Source organism: Terrabacter lapilli, from assembly GCF_039531305.1.
GTDB classification, from domain to species: Bacteria; Actinomycetota; Actinomycetes; order Actinomycetales; family Dermatophilaceae; genus Terrabacter; species Terrabacter lapilli.
In genome coordinates this window covers 82765-106704 of sequence record NZ_BAAAPU010000009.1, presented here as the reverse complement: position 1 = coordinate 106704, position 23940 = coordinate 82765, and the positions used below count along the sequence as shown (strand labels likewise).

Sequence of the window (23940 nt, the reverse complement as noted above, 5' to 3'; positions counted from 1 at the left end):
CCGCCGCCCTCATGCGCCGTGGGCGGCCACGTCCCAGAGCCGGCCACCGCCGCGGATGCCGGGCAGGGCCGCGCGGATGGAGCGCTCGGCGAGCTCGGGCGCCACGCCCAGGTCGACGGCATACCGGAGGGCGACGGCCGGCGTGCGCTCGATGCCCTGACGGCAGTGCACCAGCACCCGCTTGCCCTCGGCGCGGAACTGCCGCAGCGCGGACGACGCGTCGTCGAGGACGAAGTCGAGGTGCGGGTTCGACTCCTCCTTGTCCTCCTCGTTGATCCAGAACTCGATGTGCTCCCGGGCCGTCATACCTGCGGCCGGGATGTCCTCGAGCCCGAGGGCGCACAGCGAGACGATGGCCTGCACGTCCAGCTCGCGCACCCGCCCGAGGTCGGTGATGGTCCCGAGGACGATGTCGGGGTCGATCGGGTGCGGGATCCCGAGAGCCGGGATCTGCGCGTCGCCCATGGATGCGACCGAGGGCCACTCGCCGACCCGCCGGCCTCGCGCCGAGGTCGAGACAGCGAGCTCGACGAGGTCGTGCGCGCGCAGGCCCGGCCAGCCGTGCACCATGCGCCGCCACTGCGTCGGCACCGCCGAGGCGCCGTAGCGCGCCCCGAGGAGCGACCCCGCGATCGCCGCGACCGTGTCGGTGTCGTGCCCGGCCCGGACGGCCGCCTGCAGGCCCCGCTGCAGGTGCATGGCCGATCCGTCGCCCCGGTCGGTGGTCGTGATGGCGGCCCAGGCGTCCTGCAGCGCGGTAACCGTGAACCCGTTGTTGCCGAAGATGCCCGGCTCCGCGCCGGTGGCGGCCTCGACCCAGTCGCCCCAGCGCCCGGCGTTGGCGGGGGTGACGAGGTCGAGCCCTGCCGTGAGGTCGAGGCGGCCCTCCGTCACGGCCACGCGGATCGCCTCGGACCAGAGCACCGCTGAGTCGCCCGCCAGGGGGTCGGCGTGGGTGAGCAGCGCGATCGCCCGCGCTGCCCGTGCCGTCGACTCGCGGTCGTCGAGCGCCGAGAGCCCCACGATCGGCGTCCTCATCAGCGCCCCGTTGCCCGCGGTCAGGCCGGTGCGGGCGTGCAGCTCCTCGCTCGCGCGGGTCAGCCGCTCGTGGGGGCGACCCTCCAGCTGCTTGGCTCGCGTCAGCACCTCACGGGTCTGGATCCCGACGTCGGTGGCGCCGCCGTCGAGCCACGCGGTGAACGCCTCCGCCACCGCGTCGAGGCCCTCTGGGGACGCGAGGTCGATGCCGGCGGCCGCCACCCGCGCGACGCACAGGGTCATCTGCGTGTCATCGCTCCACTCGCCCGGCTCGTACGGCCCGAGACCGCCGCCCTTCATGACGGCCTCGCCGACGGGTGGTGCCGCCATCTCGTAGGGCACCCCCAGCGCATCACCACAGGCCTCCCCGAGGAGGACACCTGCTGCGCGGTCGACGGCGATGGGGCGGATGGGCACGGCTGCTCCTCGGGGGCGACGCGGCGGGCGGACGGTGTCACGGACGAACGTACCGCCCGCCTCGACGACCCTCTCCTGCCCCGACCCTCGACGCCCGGTCCGTGCGCCACGGCACACGCCGTAGGCTTCTCGCGTGCTCCAACCGTTGACCATCGTGCTGCTCGCCGGGTGCCTGGCGCTGGGCCTCCTGGCCGCCCACCACCTCCTGCGGCGCCGCCTCGTGGACGACCCCCTCATCCTCGTCGGTGCGGCCCTCGAGGTGGCACTGCTCGTACAGCTGGTCGTCGGGCTCGCCAAGTCCGGCGCGATCGCCAACGGCGCCGAGCGCGCGACCTTCATCGCCTACCTGTTCACGGTCCTGCTCGTGGTGCCCGCCAGCGTCGTCATCGCCGTCAAGGAGAAGACCCAGTGGGCGATGGCGGTCGTGCTGGGCGGCGCCTTCGTCGTGGCCATCCTCGTCGCCCGCCTGCAGCAGGTCTGGAGCCTCAATGTCTGAGACCACCCCCACCACCCCCACGCCCGACCGGTCCGCTGCGGCGGACGCGGAGCGCCCGCACACCGGGCACGGCTTCGGACGCGTGCTCGTGGCGGTCTACGGCCTGCTCGCTCTGGCCGCGACCGGCCGCTCGATCCTGCAGATCACCGAGTACTTCGACCGCGCGCCCGTGCCCTTCCTCCTTTCCGCGGTGGCGGCGCTCATCTACCTGGTCGCCACCTACGGGCTCGCCCGCGGCGACCGCACCTCCGTGCGCCTCGCGACGATCGCCCTGACGATCGAGCTCGCCGGGGTGCTCGTCGTCGGGACCTGGAGCGTGGTCGACCCGGCGGCCTTCCCGGAGAAGACCGTCTGGTCGCACTTCGGCGCCGGCTACGGCTACGTCCCCCTGGTGCTCCCCATCGTCGGGCTCTGGTGGATCCGCCGGACCGCCCGGGCCACGGCGGCCGCGGACGAGGCGGCGCCGCGGCGCTGACGGCGCTGACGGCGCTGACGGCGCTCCCGACGAGCGCCGATAGGGTGGCGGCCATGACCGAGCAGACCACTGCCCCTGAGTCGACGACCGCCTCGCCGGCGCCCGTGGCCGGCCCCCTGACCGTCCGTGAGATCAGCGGTGACGAGGCCGTCGAGACGCTCCTCGAGCTGGGCGGCAGCTTCCTGCAGACGCCCGCCTGGGGGCGCGCCAAGGCCGGGTGGCGCCGCACCCACCTCGGCTGGTTCGACGCCAGTGGGCGGCGCGTCGGTGCCGGGCTCGTGCTCTCGCGGACCATCCCGCGGCTGTCCCGGTCGTACGCGTACCTGCCCGAGGGCCCTGGCCTGCCCTGGGACCTCGTCGCCGCCGATCCCGCCGTCTGGATCGAGCCGCTCGCCGCGTGGGCCAAGGCCAACAAGGCCTTCGCGCTGCGGCTCGGCTACCCGGTCGTGTCCCGCATCTGGGATCGGGAGCCGGTCAAGAAGCAGGTGCTCGACCAGGGCCTGCTCAGCTTCACCTCCTTGCCTCCGGCTGTCGACAACCCGACGGCCCGGGCGCTCGAGGCGTGGCTCGACCGCAACGGCTGGCTCTCGCTCGGTGCCGACGGCGTCGCGGTCGGACAGCCTCGGCTGCTGTGCATCGTCGACCTGCGCGGCCGCACCGATGCGGAACTGCTCAAGGGCATGAACCAGCAGTGGCGTCGCAACGTCAAGAAGGCCGAGAAGGCCGGGGTCCAGGTGCGGGCCGTCGGTCCCGAGGGGCTGGACACCTTCCACGCGCTCTACGTCGAGTCGGCCCACCGCGACAACTTCATGCCGCGGCCCAAGGCGTACTTCGACGTCATGGCCCGGTCCTTCGCCTCCGACGAGGGACCGGTCTCGGCCCGCTTCTACGAGGCGCACGTCGACGGCGACGTGCTCGCCTCGGCCCTGATGATCCGCTTCGGCCGCACGTTCTCCTACCTCTACGGCGGTTCGACCGAGCGCAACCGTGACGCCCGGGCCTCCAACGCGCTGCAGTGGCAGGCCATGCGCGACGCCGCTGCCGCAGGCTGCGAGGCCTACGACTTCCGCGGGTTCAACACCTCGCTCGGGGCCACCAGCCCGCTCACCGGCCTGCTGCTGTTCAAGCTCGGCGCCGGCGCCGACGTCGTCGAGATGGTGGGTGAGCGCGAGCTCGTGCTGAGCCGCTTCTGGCACTTCGCCTTCGCCAAGGCCATGGCCGCCCGCATCGCCATCAACAAGCGGCGCACCGGTGGTGGATCCGCGCCCGAGGGCGACATCTGAGGCGTCAGCGCCGCCGCACGTCGTAGTACGGGGACAGCTGGCACACCGCGGAGCCATGGCCCTGCTGGGACCGCACGACGACTCCACCGACGAGGACGCGGCAGGCCACCTCTCCGCGCGAGGCGCCGCCCAGGTTGGCGGGCGCCCGGACCTGGACGACGAAGAAGTCGCTCGGGGTGCCCGGCGTGGGCAGCGCGAGGTCGAAGGCGATCGGCCCGCGCCGCGCCGGCAGCACGTACCGGGTGTGCCGCGAGTCGGACACCGTGATCTCGATGGTGGCGCCGGGCTCGCCCCACGCCTCGAACCGGACCGAGCGGGCGTCGGTCGGCACCGGCGTGACCGCCCTCGTGGGGACCGGGACCAGTCGGGGCGTCAGGACGGGCGCAGGCACGGACGAGGTGCTGCCGGTGCCGGGCGTCACCGACTGCAGCCTGGACAGCCCCGGAAGGCCGGGAAGCACCGGCTGTCCCGGCTGTCCCGGCAGGTTCGAGGTGTTGGGGATCCGGGGGACGAGCGTGGCACCCGGGCGCCCGACGAGGGTCGGTGGCCGCCAGGTCGGCCGGGCCGTGAGCGGGCGTTGGTGGGCAGAGCGTCGGCGCGGCCGGCCGGTTCGTGGCCCACGGCGATGACCGCGATGCCGGTGAGGGCGAGGACGACGACCGAGCCGGCGGCGACGAGGTGCCATCGCCGCACGCGCAGCCCGACGGGCACGGTGGGCGGACCCGGGACGTCGTCGGGCGTGGGCGCCGGCCGCGGCGCCACCGCCTGCGGCACCCACTCGGCGCGCTCCGCCGAGGCCAGGACACTGGCCGGAGGCTCGCCGCGGTAGTCGGGCAGGTCGCCCGGCACCGGCGCTGTCGGTTCGTGCACGGCCACGTCATTCCCCCTGCCTCGTGACGGGGCCATGCAACCAGAGGCGCAGCCGTCCCGCGGGTGAACCGGTCGAAGTCGCACGGGCGTCGGTCGCTTCCCGGGAAACCGGTGCGACCCGCTGCGCTCGCCGCGCCTATCCTGTCGACCATGTCCGAACCGTCCGCGACCGCCCCCACGCGCTCGCGGACCCCTCGCCGCCGCGGCTCCGGCGGACGTGGCGGGCGCGCCGGCACCGACACGCAGCGCCGGGGCCAGAGCCCCGAGCAGCGCGAGGCTCGTCGGGCTGCCCGGGCGGCCACCGTCCCGCCCATCACGTATCCCGAGCACCTGCCGGTCGTCGACCGGCGCGACGACATCGCCGCGGCGATCCGCGACCACCAGGTCGTCGTCATCGCCGGTGAGACCGGCTCCGGCAAGACCACCCAGATCCCGAAGATCTGCCTCGAGCTCGGCCGCGGCCTCGACGGCCAGATCGGGCACACCCAGCCGCGCCGGATCGCCGCCCGCGCCGTCGCCGAGCGCCTCGCCGAGGAGCTCGGGGTGGAGCTGGGGCAGGCCGTCGGCTACCAGGTGCGCTTCACGGACCACGCGACGCGCGACACGCTCGTCAAGGTCATGACCGACGGCATCCTGCTCGCCGAGATGCAGCGCGACCGGGACCTGCGCCGCTACGACACGATCATCATCGACGAGGCGCACGAGCGCAGCCTCAACATCGACTTCATCCTCGGCTACCTCAAGCAGCTCCTGCCGCGCCGGCCCGACCTCAAGATCGTCATCACGTCGGCGACCATCGACCCGCAGCGGTTCGCCGAGCACTTCGCCGACCCGGCCACGGGGGAGCCGGCGCCGATCATCGAGGTCTCGGGTCGCACGTTCCCCGTCGAGATCCGCTACCGGCCGCTCGTCGACCCCGACCGCCCCGAGGCGGAGGAGCGCGACATGGTGACCGGCGTCTGCGAGGCCGTCGAGGAGCTGTGGACCGAACGCCACTCCGGCACCAGCTCCGACATCCTCGTCTTCTTCTCGGGCGAGCGGGAGATCCGTGACGCCGCGGACGCCCTCAACGGGATGAAGCTCCCACGCACCGAGGTGCTGCCGCTCTACGGACGCCTCTCCGCCGCCGAGCAGCACCGCGTCTTCTCGCCGCACACCGGGCGGCGGATCGTCCTGTCCACCAACGTCGCCGAGACCTCGCTCACCGTCCCCGGCATCCGCTACGTCATCGACACCGGTACAGCGCGGATCAGCCGCTACAGCCAGCGCACGAAGGTCCAGCGCCTGCCGATCGAGCCGATCAGCCAGGCCTCGGCCAACCAGCGCTCGGGCCGCTGCGGCCGTGTCGCCGACGGCATCGCGATCCGCCTCTACTCCGAGGACGACTACGACAGTCGGCCGGAGTTCACCGACCCCGAGATCCTGCGCACCAACCTCGCCTCCGTCATCCTCCAGATGACGAGCCTCGGCCTCGGCGACATCGCCCGCTTCCCGTTCGTCGACCCGCCGGACAGCCGCCAGATCACCGACGGCATCCGGCTCCTCGAGGAGCTGCAGGCCTTCGCCCCCGAGGACGACGAGCCCGCCGGCGCGCGGGGCCGGCGTCGCCCGGGACGCCGCCTGACGGCATACGGCCGCACCATCGCGGCCCTGCCGATCGACCCACGGCACGCCCGCATGGTCATCGAGGCCGACAAGCGAGGGGTGCTGCGCGAGGCGCTCGTCATCGTCGCGGCGCTCTCGATCCAGGACCCGCGCGAGCGCCCGCAGGACAAGCAGGAGCTCGCCAACGCCGCGCACAAGCGCTTCGCCGACGAGACGAGCGACTTCGTCACGTGGCTCAACCTGTGGGCCTACCTCAAGGAGCAGCAGAAGGAGCTGAGCAGCAGCGCCTTCCGCCGCATGTGCAAGGCCGAGTTCCTCCACTACCTGCGCATCCGCGAGTGGCAGGACCTGCACAGCCAGGTCAAGCAGGCCGCCAAGCAGGCCGGTCTCGACGTCAGCAGGGGGACCGTCCACGTCGGGGAGGGGGAGATCGACGCCGACGCCGTCCACCAGTCGCTGCTCGCCGGCCTCCTCTCGCACGTCGGCGTGCGCGACGAGCAGAAGCGGGAGTATGCCGGTGCGCGCGGCACGCGCTTCGGCATCAGTCCCGGGTCGGCCCTGTTCCGCAAGCAGCCGCAGTTCGTCATGGCCGAGGAGCTCGTCGAGACCAGCCGCCTGTGGGCCCGGGTGAACGCCCGCATCGACCCGCTGTGGGCCGAGCAGCTCGGTGAGCACCTCGTGAAGCGGCAGTACTCCGAACCTCGGTGGTCGGGCAGGCGGGGGTCGGCCGTCGCGACGGAGCGGGTCACGCTCTACGGCGTGCCGCTCGTCGTCGGCCGGGTCGTCGGGCTCGGGCGCATCGACCCCGAGCTCGCGCGCGACCTCTTCATCCGGCACGCGCTCGTCGAGGGGGACTGGCACACCCAGCACGCCTTTCTGCGCGAGAACGCCGCGCTCGTCGAGCGGCTCGGGGAGCTCGAGGCCCGCACGCGCCGCCGCGACATCGTCGTCGACGACTCCACGCTGGTCGCCTTCTACGACAAGCGGATCCCGCCCGAGGTGGTGTCCGGCCGGCACTTCGACACCTGGTGGAAGAAGGCCCGGCGGCAGACGCCTGACCTGCTCACCTTCACCGAGGAGCTGCTCCTTCGCGAGAGCGCCGGCAGCATCGCCGACGAGGACCACCCGACGACGTGGACGCAGGGGGAGAACGTCCTGCCCGTCACCTACCAGTTCGAGCCCGGCTCGGCCCAGGACGGCGTCACGGTGCACATCCCGGTGGACCGGCTCAACCAGGTCAGCCCCGAGGGCTTCGACTGGCAGGTGCCCGGCTTCCGTGAGGAGCTGGTCACCGCGCTGATCCGCAGCCTGCCCAAAGGGATCCGCCGCAACCTCGTGCCCGCGCCCGACCACGCGCGAGCCGTGCTGCCCGAGCTCGACCCCCGCTCCGGACCGCTCCTCGGGGCGCTCGCCACCGCCCTGCGCCGACGTGCCGGCGTGGCCGTGACTCCCGCGGACTTCGACCTCGAGCGGGTCCCACCGCACCTGACGGTGACCTTCAGCGTCGACGGGCCCGACGGCCGCCCCGTCGCCACGGGCAAGGACCTCGAGGCCGTGCGTGATGCCGCCACACCGCAGCTTCGGCGGCAGGTCAGCCGGGCCGGCTCCGGCATCGAGCGCACCGGTCTCACCGAGTTCCCCGACGAGGGGGTCGCCGAGACGTTCGAGAGCACGAGCGGCATCCAGGGCTTCCCAGCGCTCGTCGACACCGGGTCGGCGGTCGACCTGCGCGTCCTGCCCACCCGGGCGGAGGCCGATGCGGAGCATCGACTCGGCGTGCGTCGGCTGCTGCTGCTCGGCATCACCCCGCCGTGGAAGCAGGTCCTCGCCCGCCTGACCAACACCCAGAAGCTGGCCCTCGGCCACAACCCGCACGGCAGCGTCCCGGCCCTGCTCGACGACTGCCTCGCGGCCGCCGTCGACGCCATCCGCGACGACGCGGTGACGGATCGTGCCGACCACACCGTCCGCAGCCGCGAGGACTTCGAGTGGGCGCTGTCGGCCGTGCGCACCCACACGACGGCCAAGGTGGTCCAGGTGGTCGGGCTCGTCGAACCGATCCTGGCCAAGCACCTCGCCCTGACCAACAGCCTCGCCGAGCTCGACCGGCTGGCCAACCCGGCGCTGCGCCCCCTGCTCGCGGACGTCCGCGCTCAGCTGCGCGAGCTCGTCCGCCCCGGCTTCGTGGCCGACACCGGGCTGCGCCGACTGCCCGACCTCGACCGCTACCTGCGCGCCATCGCGCACCGCCTCGAGAAGGCGCCGGCCAACCTGGCCCGCGACGCCCAGGCGCTCGACCAGGTCGACCTCGTCGAGGGACGCTACGCCGACCTGCTCGACTCGCTGCGGCCGGCCCAGCGTGGGGCCGCGGACGTCGTCGAGATCGGCTGGATGATCGAGGAGCTGCGGGTCTCGCTCTTCGCGCAGACGGTCGGGACGGCATACAGCGTCTCGCCCCAGCGCATCCTCAAGGCGATCGCCAAGGTGGCTGCCTGAGCGCCCCCACACCCCTGGGCGCGGCTGGCCCGAGAGGGAATCATGGGCCGGACCGGCACGTTGCACCACATGACCGCGTACGACGAAAGGCCAGTCCCGTGCAGGATCCCACCGAGCTCTTCCAGTTCGAGAGCGACACGTCACCGAGCCAGCTCCAGGAGCTGCAGGCCTCGGTTCTCGTGGTGGCCCTCGGCGGTTTCATCGACGCCGGCCACACACAGAAGCTGATGGCCGACCACATCCTGGCGACGCACGAGTCGCGCGTGCTCGCGTCCTTCGACGTCGACCAGCTCCTCGACTACCGCGGGCGCCGGCCCGTCATGGTGTTCGACCGCGACCACTGGAGCAGCTACGACGACCCCAGCCTGCTGCTGCACCGCGTCGTCGACAAGGAGGGCGCGCCCTTCCTGCTCCTCGTGGGCCCGGAGCCCGACTACCAGTGGAACCGCATGGTCGAGGCCGTCACCTCGCTCATCCGCACCTTCGGGGTCGACCTCACCGTGAGCGTCCACGGCATCCCCATGGCGGTGCCGCACACGCGTCCCCTCGGCGTCACGACCCACGGCACCAACCCGCGCCTCATCACCGGCAACGACCCGGCGTTCGGCACCGTGCAGGTCCCGGCCAGCTTCGCCTCGCTGCTCGAGCTTCGGCTCGGCGAGGCCGGCAGGGACGCGATGGGTTTCGCGATCCACGTCCCGCACTACCTCGGCCAGAGCGAGTTCGCCGACGCCGCGGTGGTGGGCCTCGAGCGGCTCCGGGCCGCCACCGGACTGGACCTCGACCTGCGCGAGTTGGCGGCGACCGCGGGGCTCAACCGCGCCGAGATCTCCCGGCAGATGGAGGAGTCCGACGAGATCATGGCCGTGGTCCGTGCGCTCGAGCAGCAGTACGACACCTTCCTCGAGGGCCGCAAGCAGCGCAACCTGCTGGCCACCGACCTGTCCGAGCTGCCCACCGCGGATGAGATCGGGGCCGAGTTCGAGGCCTTCCTCAAGGACGTCACGGACGAGGACGAGTAGCTCTCCGGCTTGACCGAGGCGGGTCCGACCATCTGGTCGGACCCGCCTCGCTGTCAGGGGCCGGTCGCGGAACGCGACGGCCCTCCCGGCGCGGGGACGCTCGCGGGACGCGACGGCCCTCGCGGCGTGGAGCGTCGGCGGCCGTCCCAGCCCACCCGCTCCTTGCGTATGCCGTGGGCCGCCGCCGATGCCGCTCGCGCCCTCGCACCCCGCTCCCTTCCCCGTCTCTGCGGCCGCCGATTTCTACCGTCGACAGGCCACGATGTGCCGGGTCGGTGCAGTCGAGGGGCCAACTCTGTCGCCTGACAGGGAGGCTATCGTCAGGGTTTGGCCTCGCTCCAGCGGCGGACGACCGAGGTGTCGGCGACGAAGCGGACCTCGTCGGTTCCGGCCCAGGTGCGGGCCGCGCTGGTCAGCGAGTGCTCGACGGCTGCGGCTGCGGCCGTCGCGTGCTGCTCGGGGACGTGCACGAGGAGCTCGTCGTGCAGGCACAGGACGATCTGGCCGCCTAGCGGCCGAACCGCATGGCGCACCGTCGCGGCCCAGGCCTTGAAGAGCTCGGCCGCCGAGCCCTGGATGATCGCGTTGCGGGCGTAGCGCCCTCTGGCACCCTCGGCGCCGGCGGCCGAGAAGTCGCTGCCCCCGGACTGTGGGGTGTCGGGGTCGGCCTGCGGTGGTGGCGTGCTCCCGAGGCGGATGAGCCGGCCACCCCAGGTGCGCACCGGCCTCCGGGAGACACCGTCGGCGTACGCGTCGTCGAGCAGGCCCATGGCGACGGGGTAGGCGCGCTCGAGGTCCTTCAGGGCCTCCCCAGCGGCGCCGGAGCGCTGGCCGTACATCGCCGCGAGGACGGCGACCTTGGCACGCGGCCGGTCCGCGCCGAGCTTGGCCGCGACCGGGGCGTAGAGGTCGTCGGCGCGGGTGGCCTCGGCGAAGGCCCGGTCGGCGCTGACGACGGCGAGCACCCGCGGTTCGATCTGGCCGAGGTCGGCGCGCACGAAGACGTGGCCCGGGGCGGCGCAGATGGCGGGGCGCAGGGGAGCGGGGAGGTTGTGCAGGCCGTTCTGCGCCGTCATCCGCCCGGCGCCGCCGTCGCACGGGGTCCAGCTGCCGCGGAGCCGGTCGTCGGGCCCGACGTGGTCGTCGAGCCAGCGGTAGCCGTAGGTGGTGGCGATGCGCTCGTCCTTGCGCCAGCGCAGCAGGGCGTCGACGAGCGGATGCGTGTGGCGGTAGGGCTCGAGCACCCAGGCCCTGGTGTTGGGGACGTCGACGCCGACGGACAGGAGCAGGTCGCGCACCTGGGTGGGGTTGCGCAGGTCGGTGCGTTCGCGGCCCGGCGCGTGCCGCAGCACCGCGGCGTCGCGCTCCACCCGGATCCGGGCCGCGTCCGCCTCGTCGCGCGGTCGTTCCCCGGCCGAGGCGGCGATGAGGTCCTCAGCGGCGGCCCGGTCGACCGGCAGTCCGTCGCGCTCGAGCTCGAGGCACAGGACGGCCGCCGCCGACTCGGACCAGACGGTGCGTTCGAGGCGCCCCGCGTGCGTTCCGCCGAGCCTGCCCAGTGCCTCCTGCTGAGCCACCTGGCACTCCAGGGCCAGCACCGCGAGCTCGCGCAGGCGCGGCTCGTCCGTGGCCCAGGCGAGGGCGTCGGCCCGAAGGTGGCCGTCGGCGGCGAACAGCGCCGAGTCCTCGCCGGCCGCGACGTCGAAGAGGTCGCCGTCGAAGCCCCGGAGGCGGGCGGACCGCGGCGCCGGCACCGCTGATTCGTCCAGTCCACGACATCCCGCGACGACGTGGCCGGGGGTGGCCCACCAGCCACCGTGGAGGAGCCGGTGGGCCTCGGCGAGGTCCCAGGTGCGGGTCACGTCGACGCCGGCGTCCACGACCCCACGCAGGGTCGCGCCCGCGGACCAGATGACCCATCGAGGACCGCGGGTCGCCGACATCTCGGTGAAGCGTGCGGCGACGTCGCCCGGCGCCCACGCCTCGTCGACGCCCGGCCCCACGGCATACGCCCTTTGGGGACCGACGACGAGCGCGACGAGCGGGGGACGAGAAGGCTTGTCAGCCAAGGCAGGCGGCGATTCTGCCGATGGCCTCGCGGATGATCTCGGGGGACGTGGCGTAGTTGAGACGCGCGTGGCCCTGCCCGCCCGAGCCGAAGGTGGGACCGGATGAGAGTGCCACGCGCGCGCGCCGCACGAGCTCCGCAGCGGGGTCGCCACCCAGAGCCAGGCCGCGGAGGTCGAGCCACGCCAGGTAGGTCGACTGCGGCTGGACGAGCCGCGCGCCGGGCAGCTGCTCGGAGACGAGGCGGGTGAGCAGCTGACGGTTGGCGTCCAGCTCGTCGACGAGCCGGTGCACCCAGGCCCTGCCGTCGCGGAAGGCGGCTGTCTGCGCGATGACCCCCAGGTGGCTGGCGCCGAAGGTCACGAAGGGATGCAACCGGCGCAGGTCGCCGACCGACTCGGCACCCGGCACCATGATCGCGGCCTTGAGCCCGGCGAGGTTCCACGCCTTGGAGGCGGAGGTGACGGTGACGCCGCGCTCCGTGCCGGGCAGCGAGAGGTAGGGCGTGAACGTGCTGCCCGGCAGCACGAGCGGCCCGTGGATCTCGTCCGAGACGACCCGCACGCCGTGGGCGTCGGCGACTCGCGCCAGAGCGGTCAGCTCGTCGGGGGAGTGGACGGTCCCGGTGGGGTTGTGCGGGTTGCACAGCACGTACGCCGCTCGGCGCCCGCCCGTCGTCACGTCGGCGAAGACCGTGGCCAGCCGCTCGATGTCCAGGCGCGCGCCGGAACCGAGCGGCGCCTCGACAACCTGCCGGCCGCAGGCGGCGATGACGTCGTAGAAGGCGTTGTAGACCGGCGGGCTCACGACGACCGGGCCGCCCTCGTCGGTGAAGAGCCGCAGCAGGTGCGTCACCCCCGTCAGCACGTCGGCAACCCGCGTCGTGGTGCCCGGATCGAAGCACCAGCCCCACTCGGCGTCGGCGAACGAGGCGACCTCGGCGGCATACGCCTCCGTCAGGGCGTAGCCCGTGTCGCCACGTGCGACGGCCGAAGTGACGGCTTCCACGACCGCAGGGCAGGGGGAGCTGTCCATCTCGGCGATCCACATCGGGATGACGTCGGCAGGATGGACCCCCCACTTGACCGATGTGCGGCTGCCGCGCAGCTCGGTCAAGGGCGCCCCGAGGATGGGGGTCAGGGTCTCGCTCTCGGCCATGGCCCGACCCTACGAGACGGGACCGACGGTCACCGGCGGGGTGGGGCCCGTGGCTGCAGTGGGTACGGTCGGTCCGTCAGGTCGGCTCGAGGAGAAGGTGGAACCGGTGGGTGTCTTCGGTTGGGGCAGGAACGAGGCGGTCGAGGCCTCGGACGCGACGGCTGCGCAGGTGCGCAGGACGCGAAACGCGGGAGCCCTCGAACGAGCCGCCCAGCACCGTGACGGCGGGCTCTCCGGCGCCGCGACGCGGCTCGTCGAGCGGCTGCTGGACGTGGGCATCGACGGCAAGGGGCCGTTCGACTCCGCGCACGAGGTGGCCGCCAGCGCGCTCAAGCGCGCCCGCGGTGACGTGGAGCAGGCGGTGAAGGTCATCGTCCGCGACCACCGCCAGCTCGGCGCGGTCGGCGGCTTCGCGACGGGGCTGGGCGGGTTCTTCACCATGGTGGTCGCGCTGCCGGCGAACGTCCTCGAGTTCCACCTGCTGGCCACCCGCATGACCGCCGCCACGGCGAAGGTGCGCGGCTACGACATCGACCAGCCCGAGATCCGGTCCGCGATCCTGCTGACGCTCACCGGCGCCGACAGCGACGACCTGCTCAAGAAGGCAGGCCTGCGTGTCCCCGGCGGCAGGCTGTCGGCGCTGGCCACCGACCGGCTGCCGGCCCCGGCGCTCATGGTGCTCAACAAGGCCGTCGGTTTCCGGCTCCTCGGTCGCATCGGCCAGGGCACGCTGGCCAGGCTCGGCCGGGCCGTGCCCATTGTCGGCGGCCTCGTCGGCGCGGGCATCGACGTCTACATGCTGAACCGGATCGGCCGGCAGGCCGCCCGCGAGTTCCCGTCCGTCAAGACCTTCGGCAGCTGAGTCCGCCGAGCTCATGGCCGCCGTCCACGCCGTGTGAGGAGTATCCACATCATCACTGTTTCGCAAACGAACCCGCCGTCGGGAATCGTGCCCCGGCCCGGCTCGTTGGGCCGGTCATGAAGACTGCGTCCCGCCTCAAGATGGCCGCCAGCGTGGCCTCGGTCGTTCGCGCCTCCGTCCGCCCCGGGGCGCCCAGCCTGCCCGAGCGCGTGCAGGCGGTCCCCCGGCTCGTGCGCTCGACCTTGCAGGGAACGTATGCCGGCACGACCCTCAAGCGGCTCGGGCTCGTCGCCGGGGCGGTGGCCTACGTCGCCTCACCCGTCGACCTGCTCCCCGAGGCGGTCCTTCCCGTGCTCGGTGCCGCGGACGACGCGGTCGTCATCTCTTGGGCGATCAAGGCCTTCTTCGAGGAAACCGACCGCTTCCTGTCCTGGGAGGCAGGGCACGGGTCCTCCGGTGCCCGCTCGCGCCGGGACCAGGGCTCCGGGGGCCGGTTCACCGGGTCGTCCGAGGCGTCGCGCACGACGGTTCCCGGCACGGCCGAGCCGGGCTCCACCGGGAATGGCGGCACCCATCATCCGTCCACGGGTTCGCCCCGCGACCTGCAGTCCGTGGTGGCGACCTCAGGCGCCCGGGGCGCGGGCGCGCCGAACCCCGACCGCGACGTCACGGGCGCCGCCGCCGGTGCCGACCGCGGCGCTCGAGCACGGCTGCCGGAGGGCGTGCGGCAGGCAGCGGCAGACTTCGTCCTCGAGTCCGTGCGCAAGCGGCTGGAGCGCTGAGGCGTAACCGGGCCCGTTGGCCCAGGCAGGTCCCGACGGGCAGGTCGTCCACACCCCGATCAGGGTGAGGGGTGCCCGTCCACAGGGTGGCCGAGGGGCCTGTCGCCACTCCGGCAGCGAGGCGAGGCTCTCGGCATGCCGAAGATCTCACTGTCCGGGCCGGCCGAGCTGCTGACCGTCATTCCCTTCCACCTCGGGTTCCAGCCGACGCGCAGCGTCGTGGTGGTCTGCTTCCACGGCAGGCGACTGGGCCTGCTGGCCCGGCTCGACGTCGTCGACGCCGACGTGGCTGCCGAGGCGGCAGCCCAGACGGTGCCGACTCTGCTGCAGGGTGACCCCTCGTCGGTCGCCCTCGTCGGGTTCGAGGAGGAGCCCGATGAGGCGCTGCCGCTGCTCGAGGCACTGGCGGACGCGGTCGAGTGGGACCGCGTCCTGGTCCGCGAGCGTCTTGTCGTCCGTGATGGCCGGTGGCGCTCGATCGGTTGCGACTGCTGTCCCGACGAGGGGTGGCGGCTGCCGGAGCAGGCCGACGTCCCGGCGGTCGCCGACTACGTCGCTCTGGGGCATGCCGTGCTGCCCGCTCGGCAGGATCTCGCCCGGCTCGTCGCGCCACTCGCGCCCACCGACCCGCTCCACCGCGGCATCCACGCAGGCATCGAGGAGTGGCAGCGGAGGTATGCCGCGGCCGGGGGATCGGTCTCGGACCTGCCGGAAGGGCCGGGGCCGCGACGCGCCTCGCGCACCCGGACCGGCACCTCGGACCGCGGCCTGGCCGTCCTCGAGGGTGGAGATCACAGCGCCCGGCAGCAGCTGGTCAACGAGTCCCTCGTCGCCTGGGCCGCGGTCCTGCACGGCGAGATCGACGAGTCCGAGCTGGCCGACTGGGTGCCGTCCCTGGTCGGACCGCTTCGCGACCTGCACGTCCGTGACGCGATCGTGGGGTGGTTGTGTCCGGGGTGCGTGCCGCTGGATGGCTTTCCGGACCAGCTCCAGGTGCTCCTTGACGAGCTCCTCGGACCGGAGCTGCGTCTGCCACCGGCCGCCGGTGACGAACGGTCGGGGCCGGACACGGGGCCGGACACGGGGCCGGAGGAGGGCCCGTGGAGCGACGGCCACGGGTCGGGCGAGCCCCTCGACGTCAGACCGGGACTCGACCTCGACGACGCGCGCCTTGCTGCGGGCCAGCTGGACGGGTGGGACGAGGCGGCCGTGCCCCGGCTGGTGCTCGCCCGGCTCGAGCAGGTCTGCCGCCTGACCCCGCCGGCGCACGCAGCACCCCTGCTGTCGGTGGTGGCCTCGCTCGCCTGGTGGGTGGGCGACGGAGCCAGGTCGGGCGTCGCTGTCGACCGTGCGCTGGAGCTCGAGCCCGAGCACCGGCTCAGCCGGCTCGTGCGGCAGTCGCTCGACTACGGCATCCGCCCGAGCCGGTGCGCGTGAGGGCGTCCATGTCGTGGACGGCTGCGTGAGGCCACGAGGCGCCCTCGCGTATGGTTTGTCGAGGTCATGAGTACCAGTGACAAGCCCCGGCTCGCTGGTCGGCAACCCTCCTTCGCGGTGGGGTGCCCCGGGTGAGGACCTGGCCGCGCCCGTCCCGGGTGCGTGCAAGCGCGAGCACGAGGAGTGGTACCCGATGACCGTCACGCACCGGAAGCAGGGCACGCGGCGACCCGGACACGTCGGCGCGGCCGGAGGTGTCCAGCACACTGGGGTCGCCCCGTTCCCGTCGGGGCGCGCCACGCCGGCGCCGGCCCCGGGGCACGGGCGTCCCGGTGACGGCCGCGTCGACCAGCGCGGCGACGGCGTGTGGCGCGACGGCGACCCGGTCGGCCGGCGCCGGTTCGCCGACGTGGGCGACATCGAGCTCGAGCGCGGGGGCGTGCTGCCCGGGGTGCGCATCGCCTACGAGACGTGGGGAACGCTCAACGAGGCCCGGGACAACGTCATCCTCGTCGAGCACGCCCTGACCGGCGACAGCCATGTAGTGGGGGAGGCCGGCGATGGTCACGCGTCGCCGGGCTGGTGGAACTCGCTCATCGGTCCCGGGCGCCCGGTCGACCCCGGGCAGTGGTTCGTCGTCGCTGCCAACGTCCTCGGCGGCTGCCAGGGCAGCACCGGTCCGGCGAGCACCGCGCCCGACGGCCGGCCGTGGGGCAGCCGGTTCCCGTACGTCACGGTGCGTGACCAGGTCAAGGCCGAGCATCGAGTGCTCGCCGACCTCGGCATTGACCGCCTCGCAGCGGTCGTCGGCGGGTCGATGGGCGGCATGAGGGCACTGGAATGGGCTGTGAGCCGACCCGACGCGGTGGAGCGCTGCATCGTGCTCGCCTCCACCGCCTACGCCACCGCCGACCAGATCGCCTGGTGCCAGTCCCAGCTCCTCGCGATCCGCCACGACCCCGACTTCTCCGGGGGTGACTACTACGCGAGCGGACGTCGGCCCGACGCCGGTCTGGGCCTCGCCCGCCGCATCGCGCACATCACCTACCGCACCGAGGCCGAGCTCGGGCAGCGCTTCGGCCGCGAGCCACAGCTCGGCGAGGACCCGCTGCAGGCCGGTGAGCGGGGGCGCTTCGCCGTCGAGTCCTACCTCGACCACCACGCCGGCAAGCTGGCGCGCCGCTTCGACGCCAACTCCTACATCGTCCTCACCGAGGCGATGAACTCCCACGACGTCGGGCGTGACCGCGGTGGGCTCCGGGCGGCGCTGGCCCGGGTCACGGCCGACTGCACCGTGGTCTCGGTCGACACCGACCGGCTCTACCCACCACGGCTGTCCGACGAGCTGCACGCGGCCCTACCCGCGTCCGAGCGCGAGCACATCGTGTCCGACTTCGGCCACGACGGGTTCCTCATCGAGGAGGACCAGGTGGGCCGGATCGTCCGCGAGGCACTGGGCCGCCCGCGGGGCTGACCGGACTGTCACCGTCCCGCACCGGTGACCGGTGCCCGCAGACGCTCGCGCGACGCGCTGCGCAGGGGGATTTCGGGTACGGTGCGACCACTGGTTGTTTCCGTCCCAAGGAGGTCCGGGAAAGTGGCCATCGTTGTCGGTTATGTCGCCACCAAGGAAGGGCGCGCGGCGCTCAAGAGAGCTGCCGAGGAGTGCGTCCTGCGTGGTGCGAAGCTCGTCGTGATCAGCTCCCACCGAGGTGGGAAGGACTTCGACAGGGCGGAGGCCAGCCAGTTCGAGACCGAGCTCAGCCGCGTCCAGGCCCTGCTCGACGAGAAGGGGCTCGAGCACGAGGTGCGCCAGCTGGTCCGTGGCAACGACCCGGCCGAGGACCTGATCTCCGTCGCTGAGGAGGAGAAGGCCGACTTCATCGTCATCGGCCTGCGCCGCCGCAGCCCCGTCGGCAAGCTCATCCTCGGCTCCAACGCCCAGCGCATCCTGCTCGACGCGAGCTGTCCCGTCCTCGCCGTCAAGGGCGAGTGACGAAGCACCTCGCCTGACTCGGAGGTCGGCGCAGCGAGGGGTCCCAGCGCCCCGCCGTATTTCCCCTGCGTTCGCCCTGATGCCTCACGCCGTTTTATAATGTCCGAGTACCGGATCGCACAAGGCACACCGAGAGCTCGAACAGGGACCGACTCCGACAGGCCACGCTTCTCCGGGCACCAACTCCCATCCTCGTTCGTTGTGATGGTGCATGCCCGGAAGCGGCGCGCCCACCAGACGAGTCTCGCGACGAAAGGCGACTGCATCCGTGCCCAAGGCAACAACCGCTGGAGCTCCCAAGACCCTGCCGAAGGTGTTCCAGCACGAGGCGATCATGCAGCTCCTGGTCAAGGGCAGCACCAACGGGACGATCACCGGGACTGAGATCGCGCAGGCCCAGGTCGACGCTGGACTCGACCTGAAGCAGATGAAGCCGGTCCTCACCACGCTCGAGGCCCACGACATCGAGATCGTCGTCGACGCACCGCACTCGAGCACCAAGAAGACCCGAACCGGGACCAAGGGAGGCACTGTGGCCACCGCACGGAGCAGCACGGCCGCGGCGACGAAGTCCGCCACGCGGACCACCACCGCCACCACCAAGACCACTGCGAAGAAGACGACCGCCAAGGCGGCCTCCGCCGACGACGAGCAGGGCGGGTCCGCCAAGCCGACCGCCGCCCGCACCGTCAAGAAGGCGGCGACCAACGCCGGTGTCGTCAAGGCCGCCGCGAAGCCCGCGGCGAAGAAGGCCGCCACCAAGAAGACCACCACCAAGAAGGCCACTGCCGGTTCCGGCGCCGGGGGCGCCGACGCCGTCGTCGGTGACGACGTGGACGAGGACGCCGACGTCGAGCCCGACGACGCCCCGGTCGCCGAGCTCGAGGACGTCGAGGTCGTCGCCGAGGTGGTGGAGGACGCGGACGAGACCGACGACGCGGACGAGAACGCGCCGGCCGCCGCAGCCAAGACGGAGGAGGCCGAGGAGTCGGGCTTCGTCATCCGCGACGACGACGAGGACGACGCCCCGGCGCAGCAGGTCGTGACCGCCGGCGCCACCGCCGACCCGGTCAAGGACTACCTCAAGCAGATCGGCAAGGTCGCCCTCCTCAACGCCGAGCAGGAGGTCGAGCTCGCCAAGCGCATCGAGGCGGGCCTCTTCGCCGAGGAGAAGCTCAACTCCGGCGAGAAGATCGACATGAAGCTCAAGCGCGAGCTCTGGTGGATCGCCCAGGACGGCAAGAAGGCCAAGAACCACCTGCTCGAGGCCAACCTGCGTCTGGTCGTCTCGCTCGCCAAGCGCTACACCGGCCGCGGCATGCTCTTCCTCGACCTCATCCAGGAGGGCAACCTCGGCCTCATCCGTGCGGTCGAGAAGTTCGACTACACCAAGGGCTACAAGTTCTCGACCTACGCCACCTGGTGGATCCGTCAGGCCATCACCCGGGCCATGGCCGACCAGGCGCGCACCATCCGCATCCCCGTCCACATGGTCGAGGTCATCAACAAGCTGGCCCGCGTTCAGCGCCAGATGCTGCAGGACCTCGGTCGTGAGCCCACTCCGGAGGAGCTCGCCAAGGAGCTCGACATGACCCCTGAGAAGGTCGTCGAGGTCCAGAAGTACGGCCGTGAGCCCATCTCGCTGCACACGCCGCTCGGCGAGGACGGCGACAGCGAGTTCGGTGACCTCATCGAGGACTCCGAGGCTGTCGTCCCCGCCGACGCCGTGAGCTTCACGCTCCTGCAGGAGCAGCTGCACTCGGTGCTCGACACGCTCTCCGAACGCGAGGCCGGCGTCGTGTCCATGCGATTCGGTCTCACCGACGGTCAGCCCAAGACTCTCGACGAGATCGGCAAGGTCTACGGCGTCACGCGCGAGCGCATCCGCCAGATCGAGTCCAAGACCATGAGCAAGCTGCGCCACCCGAGCCGCAGCCAGGTGCTGCGGGACTACCTGGACTGAGTGCCAACGGCCCCTGACCGCATCAGTGCAGGTCAGGGGCCGTTCTGGTAGCCCCGGACAGGTATGTTGTTCTTGGTACAGCGCTCCTAGTCCAGATATCGGCGCTACGCTGGCGGCATGAGCCCGATGTCCGCCGCCGACCTTCGCCTGCTGGCCGCCTCGTGGGCCCTCGCGCTGCGCGCCGACCGCAAGAGCCCACAGACGCTCAAGACCTACAGCGACGGGGTCCGGTTCTACCTCGCCTGGTGCGAGGCCCAGGTCGCCGACCCGCTCGCGCGAGCCAGCCTCCGGGCGTGGGTGGCCGAACTGCTCGACTCCGGTGCCGCCGCCTCGACCGCGGTGGCCCGGCAGCTCGCCGTGCGCCGGTTCGCCGCCTGGCTCGCCGACGAGGGCGAGATCGCCACCGACCCCTTCCTCGGGTTCAAGGCGCCCAAGCTCGACCAGCGCGTCATCGAACCGCTGACCGACGACCAGCTCCGCGCCCTGCTCAAGGCCTGCCAGCCGCCGAAGGGCGCCACCCCGCTCGAGGCGCTGCGGCACCGCCGCGACGAGGCGATCGTGCGGCTCATGCTCGAGACGGGCGCCCGCGCCGGGGAGGTGGTCGCGATGGCGGTCGACGACGTCGACCTGACCGCCGGCACCGCCATCGTCCGTCGCGGCAAGGGCGGCAAGGGCCGTCTCGTCCCCGTCGGCCCGCAGGCCGCCCAGGCGATCGACCGCTACCTGCGGCTGCGGCGACACCACCGGCTCGGAGCCACCACGACCGAGCTGTGGCTCGGGGACCGCGGCAAGGGGTTCACCTACGACGCGCTGCACAAGTCGCTGGGGGAGCGTGCCCAGGCGGCCGGCATCACCGGCTTCCACCCGCACCGGATGCGGCACACCGCCGCCCACCGCTGGCTCGCCGCCGGAGGCTCCGAAGGCGGCCTCATGGCCGTCGCGGGATGGACACGCCCCGACATGCTCCTGCGCTACACCAAGGCACAGGCCTCCGCCCGCGCCGCCGAGGAGGCCGCCCGGCTCAACCTCGGCGCGCTCTGATCCCAAGGCGTGAGGCGCGCGCAGATGCACGCAGAACGGGCACCCCTGTGCCGTAGGCTTCCAGCCGAGAGTTGCCCCGCCAGTCCGGCTCTGGGACGTCACAGCGGGGGGAAACCAAACACATGTGTGCTGGGCTTCAGGCGCATCCGCGGGACAGGTCGGCAGAGCGGCCTCTTTGATCTCGGGTGCTCGCGCCACGACAGGAACGAACGTCGTGGAGGCATCACCTCATGTCCGCTTCATCCAGCAACCCCATCGGCCGGTCATCCGTCGACTCCCTGGCCCAACTCCGGGGCCGGATCGCCGCCCACGAGTCGTGGGCCCAGACCGCCGACCGGGCCGCCCGCACCGCACCGGCCCGGCGCGCCCTCGAGGACAAGTTCCTCACGATGGCCGACGGCGACCCCGTCCGCGCCGAGCACTACAAGAAGGCCCACTACACCCGCCTCGCCCTGAGGAGCGCCCAGGCCCGCCGCCAGGCGCGCGAGGCAATCGCCACCGCCCAGCAGGTCGAGGCCGACCCCGCGGAGCTCGGGGGTGAGCCCGCGTGACCGGCCACAACAACACGGCAAGCGCGACGACAACGCCCGCTCGTGGCGGCGGGGCCGCCCAGCCGATGCAGCCCACCGCGTCCGGCTCCCCGGACGGGATTCCCTTGCGGCACGGTCTCGCTGCGGTCTACGTGCGCGACCCCGAGGCCCGCGCCCGCAGGCTGGCTAGCAGGCGCAGCGCCGCCGGCATGCCGCCCATGACACCCGAGCAGCAGCAAACGTATGACGACTGGCTGCGCACGCAGCCGTTCGGGGGCGCCGCATGACGGCGCCCACGCTCCGCGCCACCGACCAGGTTCGTGGACCGCACGCCGGTCGGGCCCGGCTCGAGGAGGACTGTGGCCCGGCGAGCGCCGTGGCCAGCTACCTCGACGCCGTCTTCGGGGAGAGCGACGGCCGCGCACACCTGGCCGTCGGGTCGGGGCAGCGCCTGGAGGACGGCAAGCTGCGGTTCCGGTCCTGGGTCCAGTCGTCGTTCGCGTGGCCGGCCGAGCGAGACCTGCTGGCGCGGAACGTCGCCCAGGAGGCCGCAGCGGGTGCCGACGTCTACCTGTGCCCGTACCTGATGGCGGGCTCGGGGCGCGCCAAGGGCGCGGCGGTGGAGCGCCGGAAGGTGCACGCCGACGTCGACGGCCAGCTCGACCTCGACCGGGTCGACCGCCTGTCCGGGTATGCCGTGGCCTCCGGCAGCGCCGGCCACGGACACGTCTACGTCGACCTCGACCGGCCTGTGCCGGCTGCCCACCACGAGGCACTCTGCCGCGCGCTGGGGAGGTACCTCGGCGACGCGGACGCGAAGATCAGCGACAACGACCTCCTCCGGCCGCCCGGGACCTGGAACCACAAGGCCGCCCCGCCGCGCGCCGTCGCGTGGCGGCGCAAGCCCACCGGCATCGCGTGGGACCCCGAGCTGCTCGCCCAGGCGCTCGGCGTGGCCCTGCCGTCGCCGGACCTGCCGCAGGCCCTCTCCACGCCGATGGCGGCGGCCGAGCCGGTCGACCTCGACACCCTGCCGGCGCGCGTGCGTGACGCGCTCGCCCTGGTCAGCGGCGACCGCTCCACCGACACCATGCGTGTCGTCGGCGCGTGTCACGACACCGGGCTGACCCTGGCGCAGACGCGCGGCGTCGTCGCCGACCGGGCCGACCTCGCCGAGCGGCTCGCCTCGCGCCACGACGACGACGTGCTGAGGTGCTGGCTCAAGGCGACTGACTCGCGGGCCGAGCGGACCCGAGCCCGCAACGACGAGGCAGACTCGCTGCAGGCGCTCGACGGTGCGCCCGCAGCCGCACCGTCGCCCGCCCCCGGCACCGTCGCCGGCACTGTTCCCGGTGCGGCAGCGGACGAGGATGCCGCCGCGCGGACCAGGCGCCTGTTCCCCCGGATCGACTGGCACCAGCTGTGGGCCGACGACACCGAAGAGGAGTGGATTCACCACCCGCTCCTGCCGGCTCGGCGGTCCGTGGTGATCTACTCCCCGCCAAAGGTCGGCAAGTCGCTGGTGGCGCTCGAGATGGCGGTGGCGGTCAGCCGCGGCGACATGTTCCTCGGCTATGCCATCGGGGCCCGTCACCGGGTGCTGTATGTCGACTTCGAGAACGACCCGCGCGGGGACGTGCGCAGCCGCCTGCAGGCGATGGGCTACACGCCCGATGACCTGGACCACCTCGACTACCTCTCGTTCCCGCGGCTTGCGGGGCTGGACACCGAGCGCGGCTCCCTCGAGCTCCTCGAGGCGGTGCGCGTCTACGGGTCCCAGGTCGTCGTCATCGACACGGTCAGCCGCGCGGTCGACGGCGAGGAGAACAGCAACGACACCTGGCTGGGCCTGTACCGGCACACCCTGGTGAAGCTCAAGAGCGCGGGCATCGCCGTGCTCCGCCTCGACCACACCGGCAAGGACGAGACGAAGGGCCAGCGCGGCGGGTCGGCGAAGTCCGGCGACGTGGACGCGATCTGGCGGCTGACCCGGATCACCGAGGAGCGTTTCCGGCTCGAGTGCACCGACAGCCGCCTGCAGATCAGCACCAAGTCGCTGCACCTGCGCCGGCACCAGCTGCCCCGCCTGCACCACACCGTCGAGGTGCTCGGCGCGGTGAGCGACCACGACGCCAAGGTCGCGCACCTCGTCGAGCTGTGCAACGCCAACGGGCTGGCGGTCGAGGCGAACCGGGACGCGGTGCGCACCTTCGCCGCCACACGCGGCATCAAAGTCTCGGGACGTGTCGTCCAGGACGTGATCCGGACCAGGAAGGGTGAGCTCCAGCGGGAGTTCACCTCCGCCCGAGACGGGTGAGCGCGCTCCGGAGTTCACAGGAGTTCAGACGGAGCCGACGGGGCCCGGTTCAAGCACGGAACGTCTGAACTCCCATCGACAGTTC

20 protein-coding genes and 1 riboswitch are annotated in these 23940 nt (G+C 72.7%); of the genes, 15 read left to right on the top strand and 5 right to left on the bottom strand.

Annotated features, from left to right (window positions below; genetic code table 11):
- Positions 1–9: 9 nt before the first annotated feature.
- Positions 10–1455 carry an ADP-ribosylglycohydrolase family protein gene (locus ABD241_RS15400; RefSeq protein ID WP_344064469.1) on the bottom strand — a complete coding sequence of 482 codons (1446 nt, stop codon included), beginning with the start codon at positions 1453–1455 and terminating at the stop codon, positions 10–12.
- A gap of 133 nt (positions 1456–1588) precedes the next feature.
- On the opposite strand from ABD241_RS15400, the gene ABD241_RS15395 reads away from it, so the two are divergent.
- From ABD241_RS15395 to ABD241_RS15385, 3 genes are read left to right on the top strand one after another with little or no spacing between them, the layout of a single operon-like run.
- The gene (locus ABD241_RS15395; protein ID WP_142186336.1) at positions 1589–1951 is read left to right on the top strand and encodes a hypothetical protein; all 363 of its coding nucleotides are present in this window, start codon (positions 1589–1591) and stop codon (positions 1949–1951) included.
- Complete coding sequence (locus ABD241_RS15390) at positions 1944–2426, top strand: hypothetical protein (RefSeq protein ID WP_344064465.1); 483 nt, start codon at positions 1944–1946, stop codon at positions 2424–2426. The genes ABD241_RS15395 and ABD241_RS15390 overlap by 8 nt, the downstream gene beginning before the upstream one ends.
- 53 nt (positions 2427–2479) lie before the next feature.
- Positions 2480–3709 carry a lipid II:glycine glycyltransferase FemX gene (locus ABD241_RS15385; RefSeq protein WP_344064462.1) on the top strand — a complete coding sequence of 410 codons (1230 nt, stop codon included), beginning with the start codon at positions 2480–2482 and terminating at the stop codon, positions 3707–3709.
- A 4-nt stretch (positions 3710–3713) separates the two neighbouring features.
- Here the strand turns inward: ABD241_RS15385 and ABD241_RS15380 are convergent, their stop codons facing one another.
- Positions 3714–4130, bottom strand: a complete 417-nt coding sequence (locus tag ABD241_RS15380; protein ID WP_344064458.1) for a hypothetical protein — start codon at positions 4128–4130, stop codon at positions 3714–3716.
- Entirely contained in the window at positions 4127–4579 is a 453-nt protein-coding gene (locus ABD241_RS15375) for a hypothetical protein (RefSeq protein WP_344064455.1), read from the bottom strand. The genes ABD241_RS15380 and ABD241_RS15375 overlap by 4 nt, the downstream gene beginning before the upstream one ends.
- Before the next feature lie 150 nt (positions 4580–4729).
- Here ABD241_RS15375 and hrpA point away from each other — a divergent pair, with 150 nt between their 5' ends.
- Positions 4730–8680, top strand: coding sequence for an ATP-dependent RNA helicase HrpA (hrpA, locus tag ABD241_RS15370; protein WP_344064452.1), 3951 nt, complete (start codon positions 4730–4732; stop codon positions 8678–8680).
- 98 nt (positions 8681–8778) lie between these two features.
- Entirely contained in the window at positions 8779–9702 is a 924-nt protein-coding gene (locus tag ABD241_RS15365) for a PAC2 family protein (protein WP_344064449.1), read from the top strand.
- 320 nt (positions 9703–10022) lie between these two features.
- On the opposite strand, the gene ABD241_RS15360 is transcribed toward ABD241_RS15365, so the two are convergent.
- Both ABD241_RS15360 and ABD241_RS15355 read right to left on the bottom strand, forming a co-directional pair.
- Complete coding sequence (locus ABD241_RS15360) at positions 10023–11645, bottom strand: DNA polymerase (protein WP_425580807.1); 1623 nt, start codon at positions 11643–11645, stop codon at positions 10023–10025.
- A 118-nt stretch (positions 11646–11763) separates the two neighbouring features.
- Positions 11764–12927, bottom strand: a complete 1164-nt coding sequence (locus ABD241_RS15355) for a MalY/PatB family protein (RefSeq protein WP_344064443.1) — start codon at positions 12925–12927, stop codon at positions 11764–11766.
- Between the two features lie 106 nt (positions 12928–13033).
- Between ABD241_RS15355 and ABD241_RS15350 the strand changes: the two genes are divergently transcribed.
- The 10 genes from ABD241_RS15350 to ABD241_RS15305 all read left to right on the top strand — a co-directional run bounded on the left by ABD241_RS15350 (position 13034) and on the right by ABD241_RS15305 (position 23855).
- On the top strand, positions 13034–13789 hold the full coding sequence (locus tag ABD241_RS15350; protein WP_344064440.1) for an EcsC family protein: 756 nt from the start codon (positions 13034–13036) through the stop codon (positions 13787–13789).
- Between the two features lie 116 nt (positions 13790–13905).
- A complete protein-coding gene (locus ABD241_RS15345; RefSeq protein WP_344064438.1) occupies positions 13906–14571 on the top strand; it encodes a YkvA family protein in 666 nt (221 codons plus the stop codon).
- Positions 14572–14706: 135 nt separating this feature from the next.
- Positions 14707–16008: a DUF4192 domain-containing protein gene (locus ABD241_RS15340; RefSeq protein WP_344064435.1), complete on the top strand. Its 1302-nt coding sequence runs from the start codon at positions 14707–14709 to the stop codon at positions 16006–16008.
- Between the two features lie 62 nt (positions 16009–16070).
- Positions 16071–16185, top strand: a riboswitch (SAM riboswitch).
- A 16-nt stretch (positions 16186–16201) separates the two neighbouring features.
- Positions 16202–17482, top strand: coding sequence for a homoserine O-acetyltransferase MetX (metX, locus tag ABD241_RS15335; RefSeq protein WP_344064432.1), 1281 nt, complete (start codon positions 16202–16204; stop codon positions 17480–17482).
- Positions 17483–17605: 123 nt separating this feature from the next.
- Entirely contained in the window at positions 17606–18004 is a 399-nt protein-coding gene (locus tag ABD241_RS15330) for a universal stress protein (protein WP_142186355.1), read from the top strand.
- A gap of 334 nt (positions 18005–18338) precedes the next feature.
- The gene (locus ABD241_RS15325; RefSeq protein ID WP_344065316.1) at positions 18339–19967 is read left to right on the top strand and encodes an RNA polymerase sigma factor; all 1629 of its coding nucleotides are present in this window, start codon (positions 18339–18341) and stop codon (positions 19965–19967) included.
- Positions 19968–20084: 117 nt separating this feature from the next.
- The gene (locus ABD241_RS15320) at positions 20085–21008 is read left to right on the top strand and encodes a tyrosine-type recombinase/integrase (RefSeq protein ID WP_344064428.1); all 924 of its coding nucleotides are present in this window, start codon (positions 20085–20087) and stop codon (positions 21006–21008) included.
- Positions 21009–21238: 230 nt separating this feature from the next.
- Positions 21239–21559 (top strand): hypothetical protein, encoded by a 321-nt coding sequence (locus ABD241_RS15315; protein ID WP_344064425.1) that lies wholly within the window; start codon positions 21239–21241, stop codon positions 21557–21559.
- Positions 21556–21825, top strand: coding sequence for a hypothetical protein (locus tag ABD241_RS15310; protein WP_344064422.1), 270 nt, complete (start codon positions 21556–21558; stop codon positions 21823–21825). The genes ABD241_RS15315 and ABD241_RS15310 overlap by 4 nt, the downstream gene beginning before the upstream one ends.
- Positions 21822–23855: an AAA family ATPase gene (locus ABD241_RS15305; RefSeq protein WP_344064419.1), complete on the top strand. Its 2034-nt coding sequence runs from the start codon at positions 21822–21824 to the stop codon at positions 23853–23855. Before ABD241_RS15310 ends, ABD241_RS15305 begins: the two co-directional genes overlap by 4 nt.
- Positions 23856–23940: the final 85 nt, after the last annotated feature.

Excerpts from the sequence above, each read along its gene's own strand:
- ABD241_RS15340 (WP_344064435.1), top strand. The coding sequence starts at position 14,707 with ATGCCGAAGATCTCACTGTCCGGGCCGGCCGAGCTGCTGACCGTCATT.
- ABD241_RS15305 (WP_344064419.1), top strand. The coding sequence starts at position 21,822 with ATGACGGCGCCCACGCTCCGCGCCACCGACCAGGTTCGTGGACCGCAC.
- ABD241_RS15355 (WP_344064443.1), bottom strand. The coding sequence starts at position 12,927 with ATGGCCGAGAGCGAGACCCTGACCCCCATCCTCGGGGCGCCCTTGACC.
- ABD241_RS15390 (WP_344064465.1), top strand. The coding sequence starts at position 1,944 with ATGTCTGAGACCACCCCCACCACCCCCACGCCCGACCGGTCCGCTGCG.
- ABD241_RS15385 (WP_344064462.1), top strand. The coding sequence starts at position 2,480 with ATGACCGAGCAGACCACTGCCCCTGAGTCGACGACCGCCTCGCCGGCG.
- ABD241_RS15315 (WP_344064425.1), top strand. The coding sequence starts at position 21,239 with ATGTCCGCTTCATCCAGCAACCCCATCGGCCGGTCATCCGTCGACTCC.
- hrpA (WP_344064452.1), top strand. The coding sequence starts at position 4,730 with ATGTCCGAACCGTCCGCGACCGCCCCCACGCGCTCGCGGACCCCTCGC.
- ABD241_RS15345 (WP_344064438.1), top strand. The coding sequence starts at position 13,906 with ATGAAGACTGCGTCCCGCCTCAAGATGGCCGCCAGCGTGGCCTCGGTC.
- ABD241_RS15360 (WP_425580807.1), bottom strand. The coding sequence starts at position 11,645 with ATGTCGGCGACCCGCGGTCCTCGATGGGTCATCTGGTCCGCGGGCGCG.
- ABD241_RS15325 (WP_344065316.1), top strand. The coding sequence starts at position 18,339 with ATGCAGCTCCTGGTCAAGGGCAGCACCAACGGGACGATCACCGGGACT.
- metX (WP_344064432.1), top strand. The coding sequence starts at position 16,202 with ATGACCGTCACGCACCGGAAGCAGGGCACGCGGCGACCCGGACACGTC.
- ABD241_RS15320 (WP_344064428.1), top strand. The coding sequence starts at position 20,085 with ATGAGCCCGATGTCCGCCGCCGACCTTCGCCTGCTGGCCGCCTCGTGG.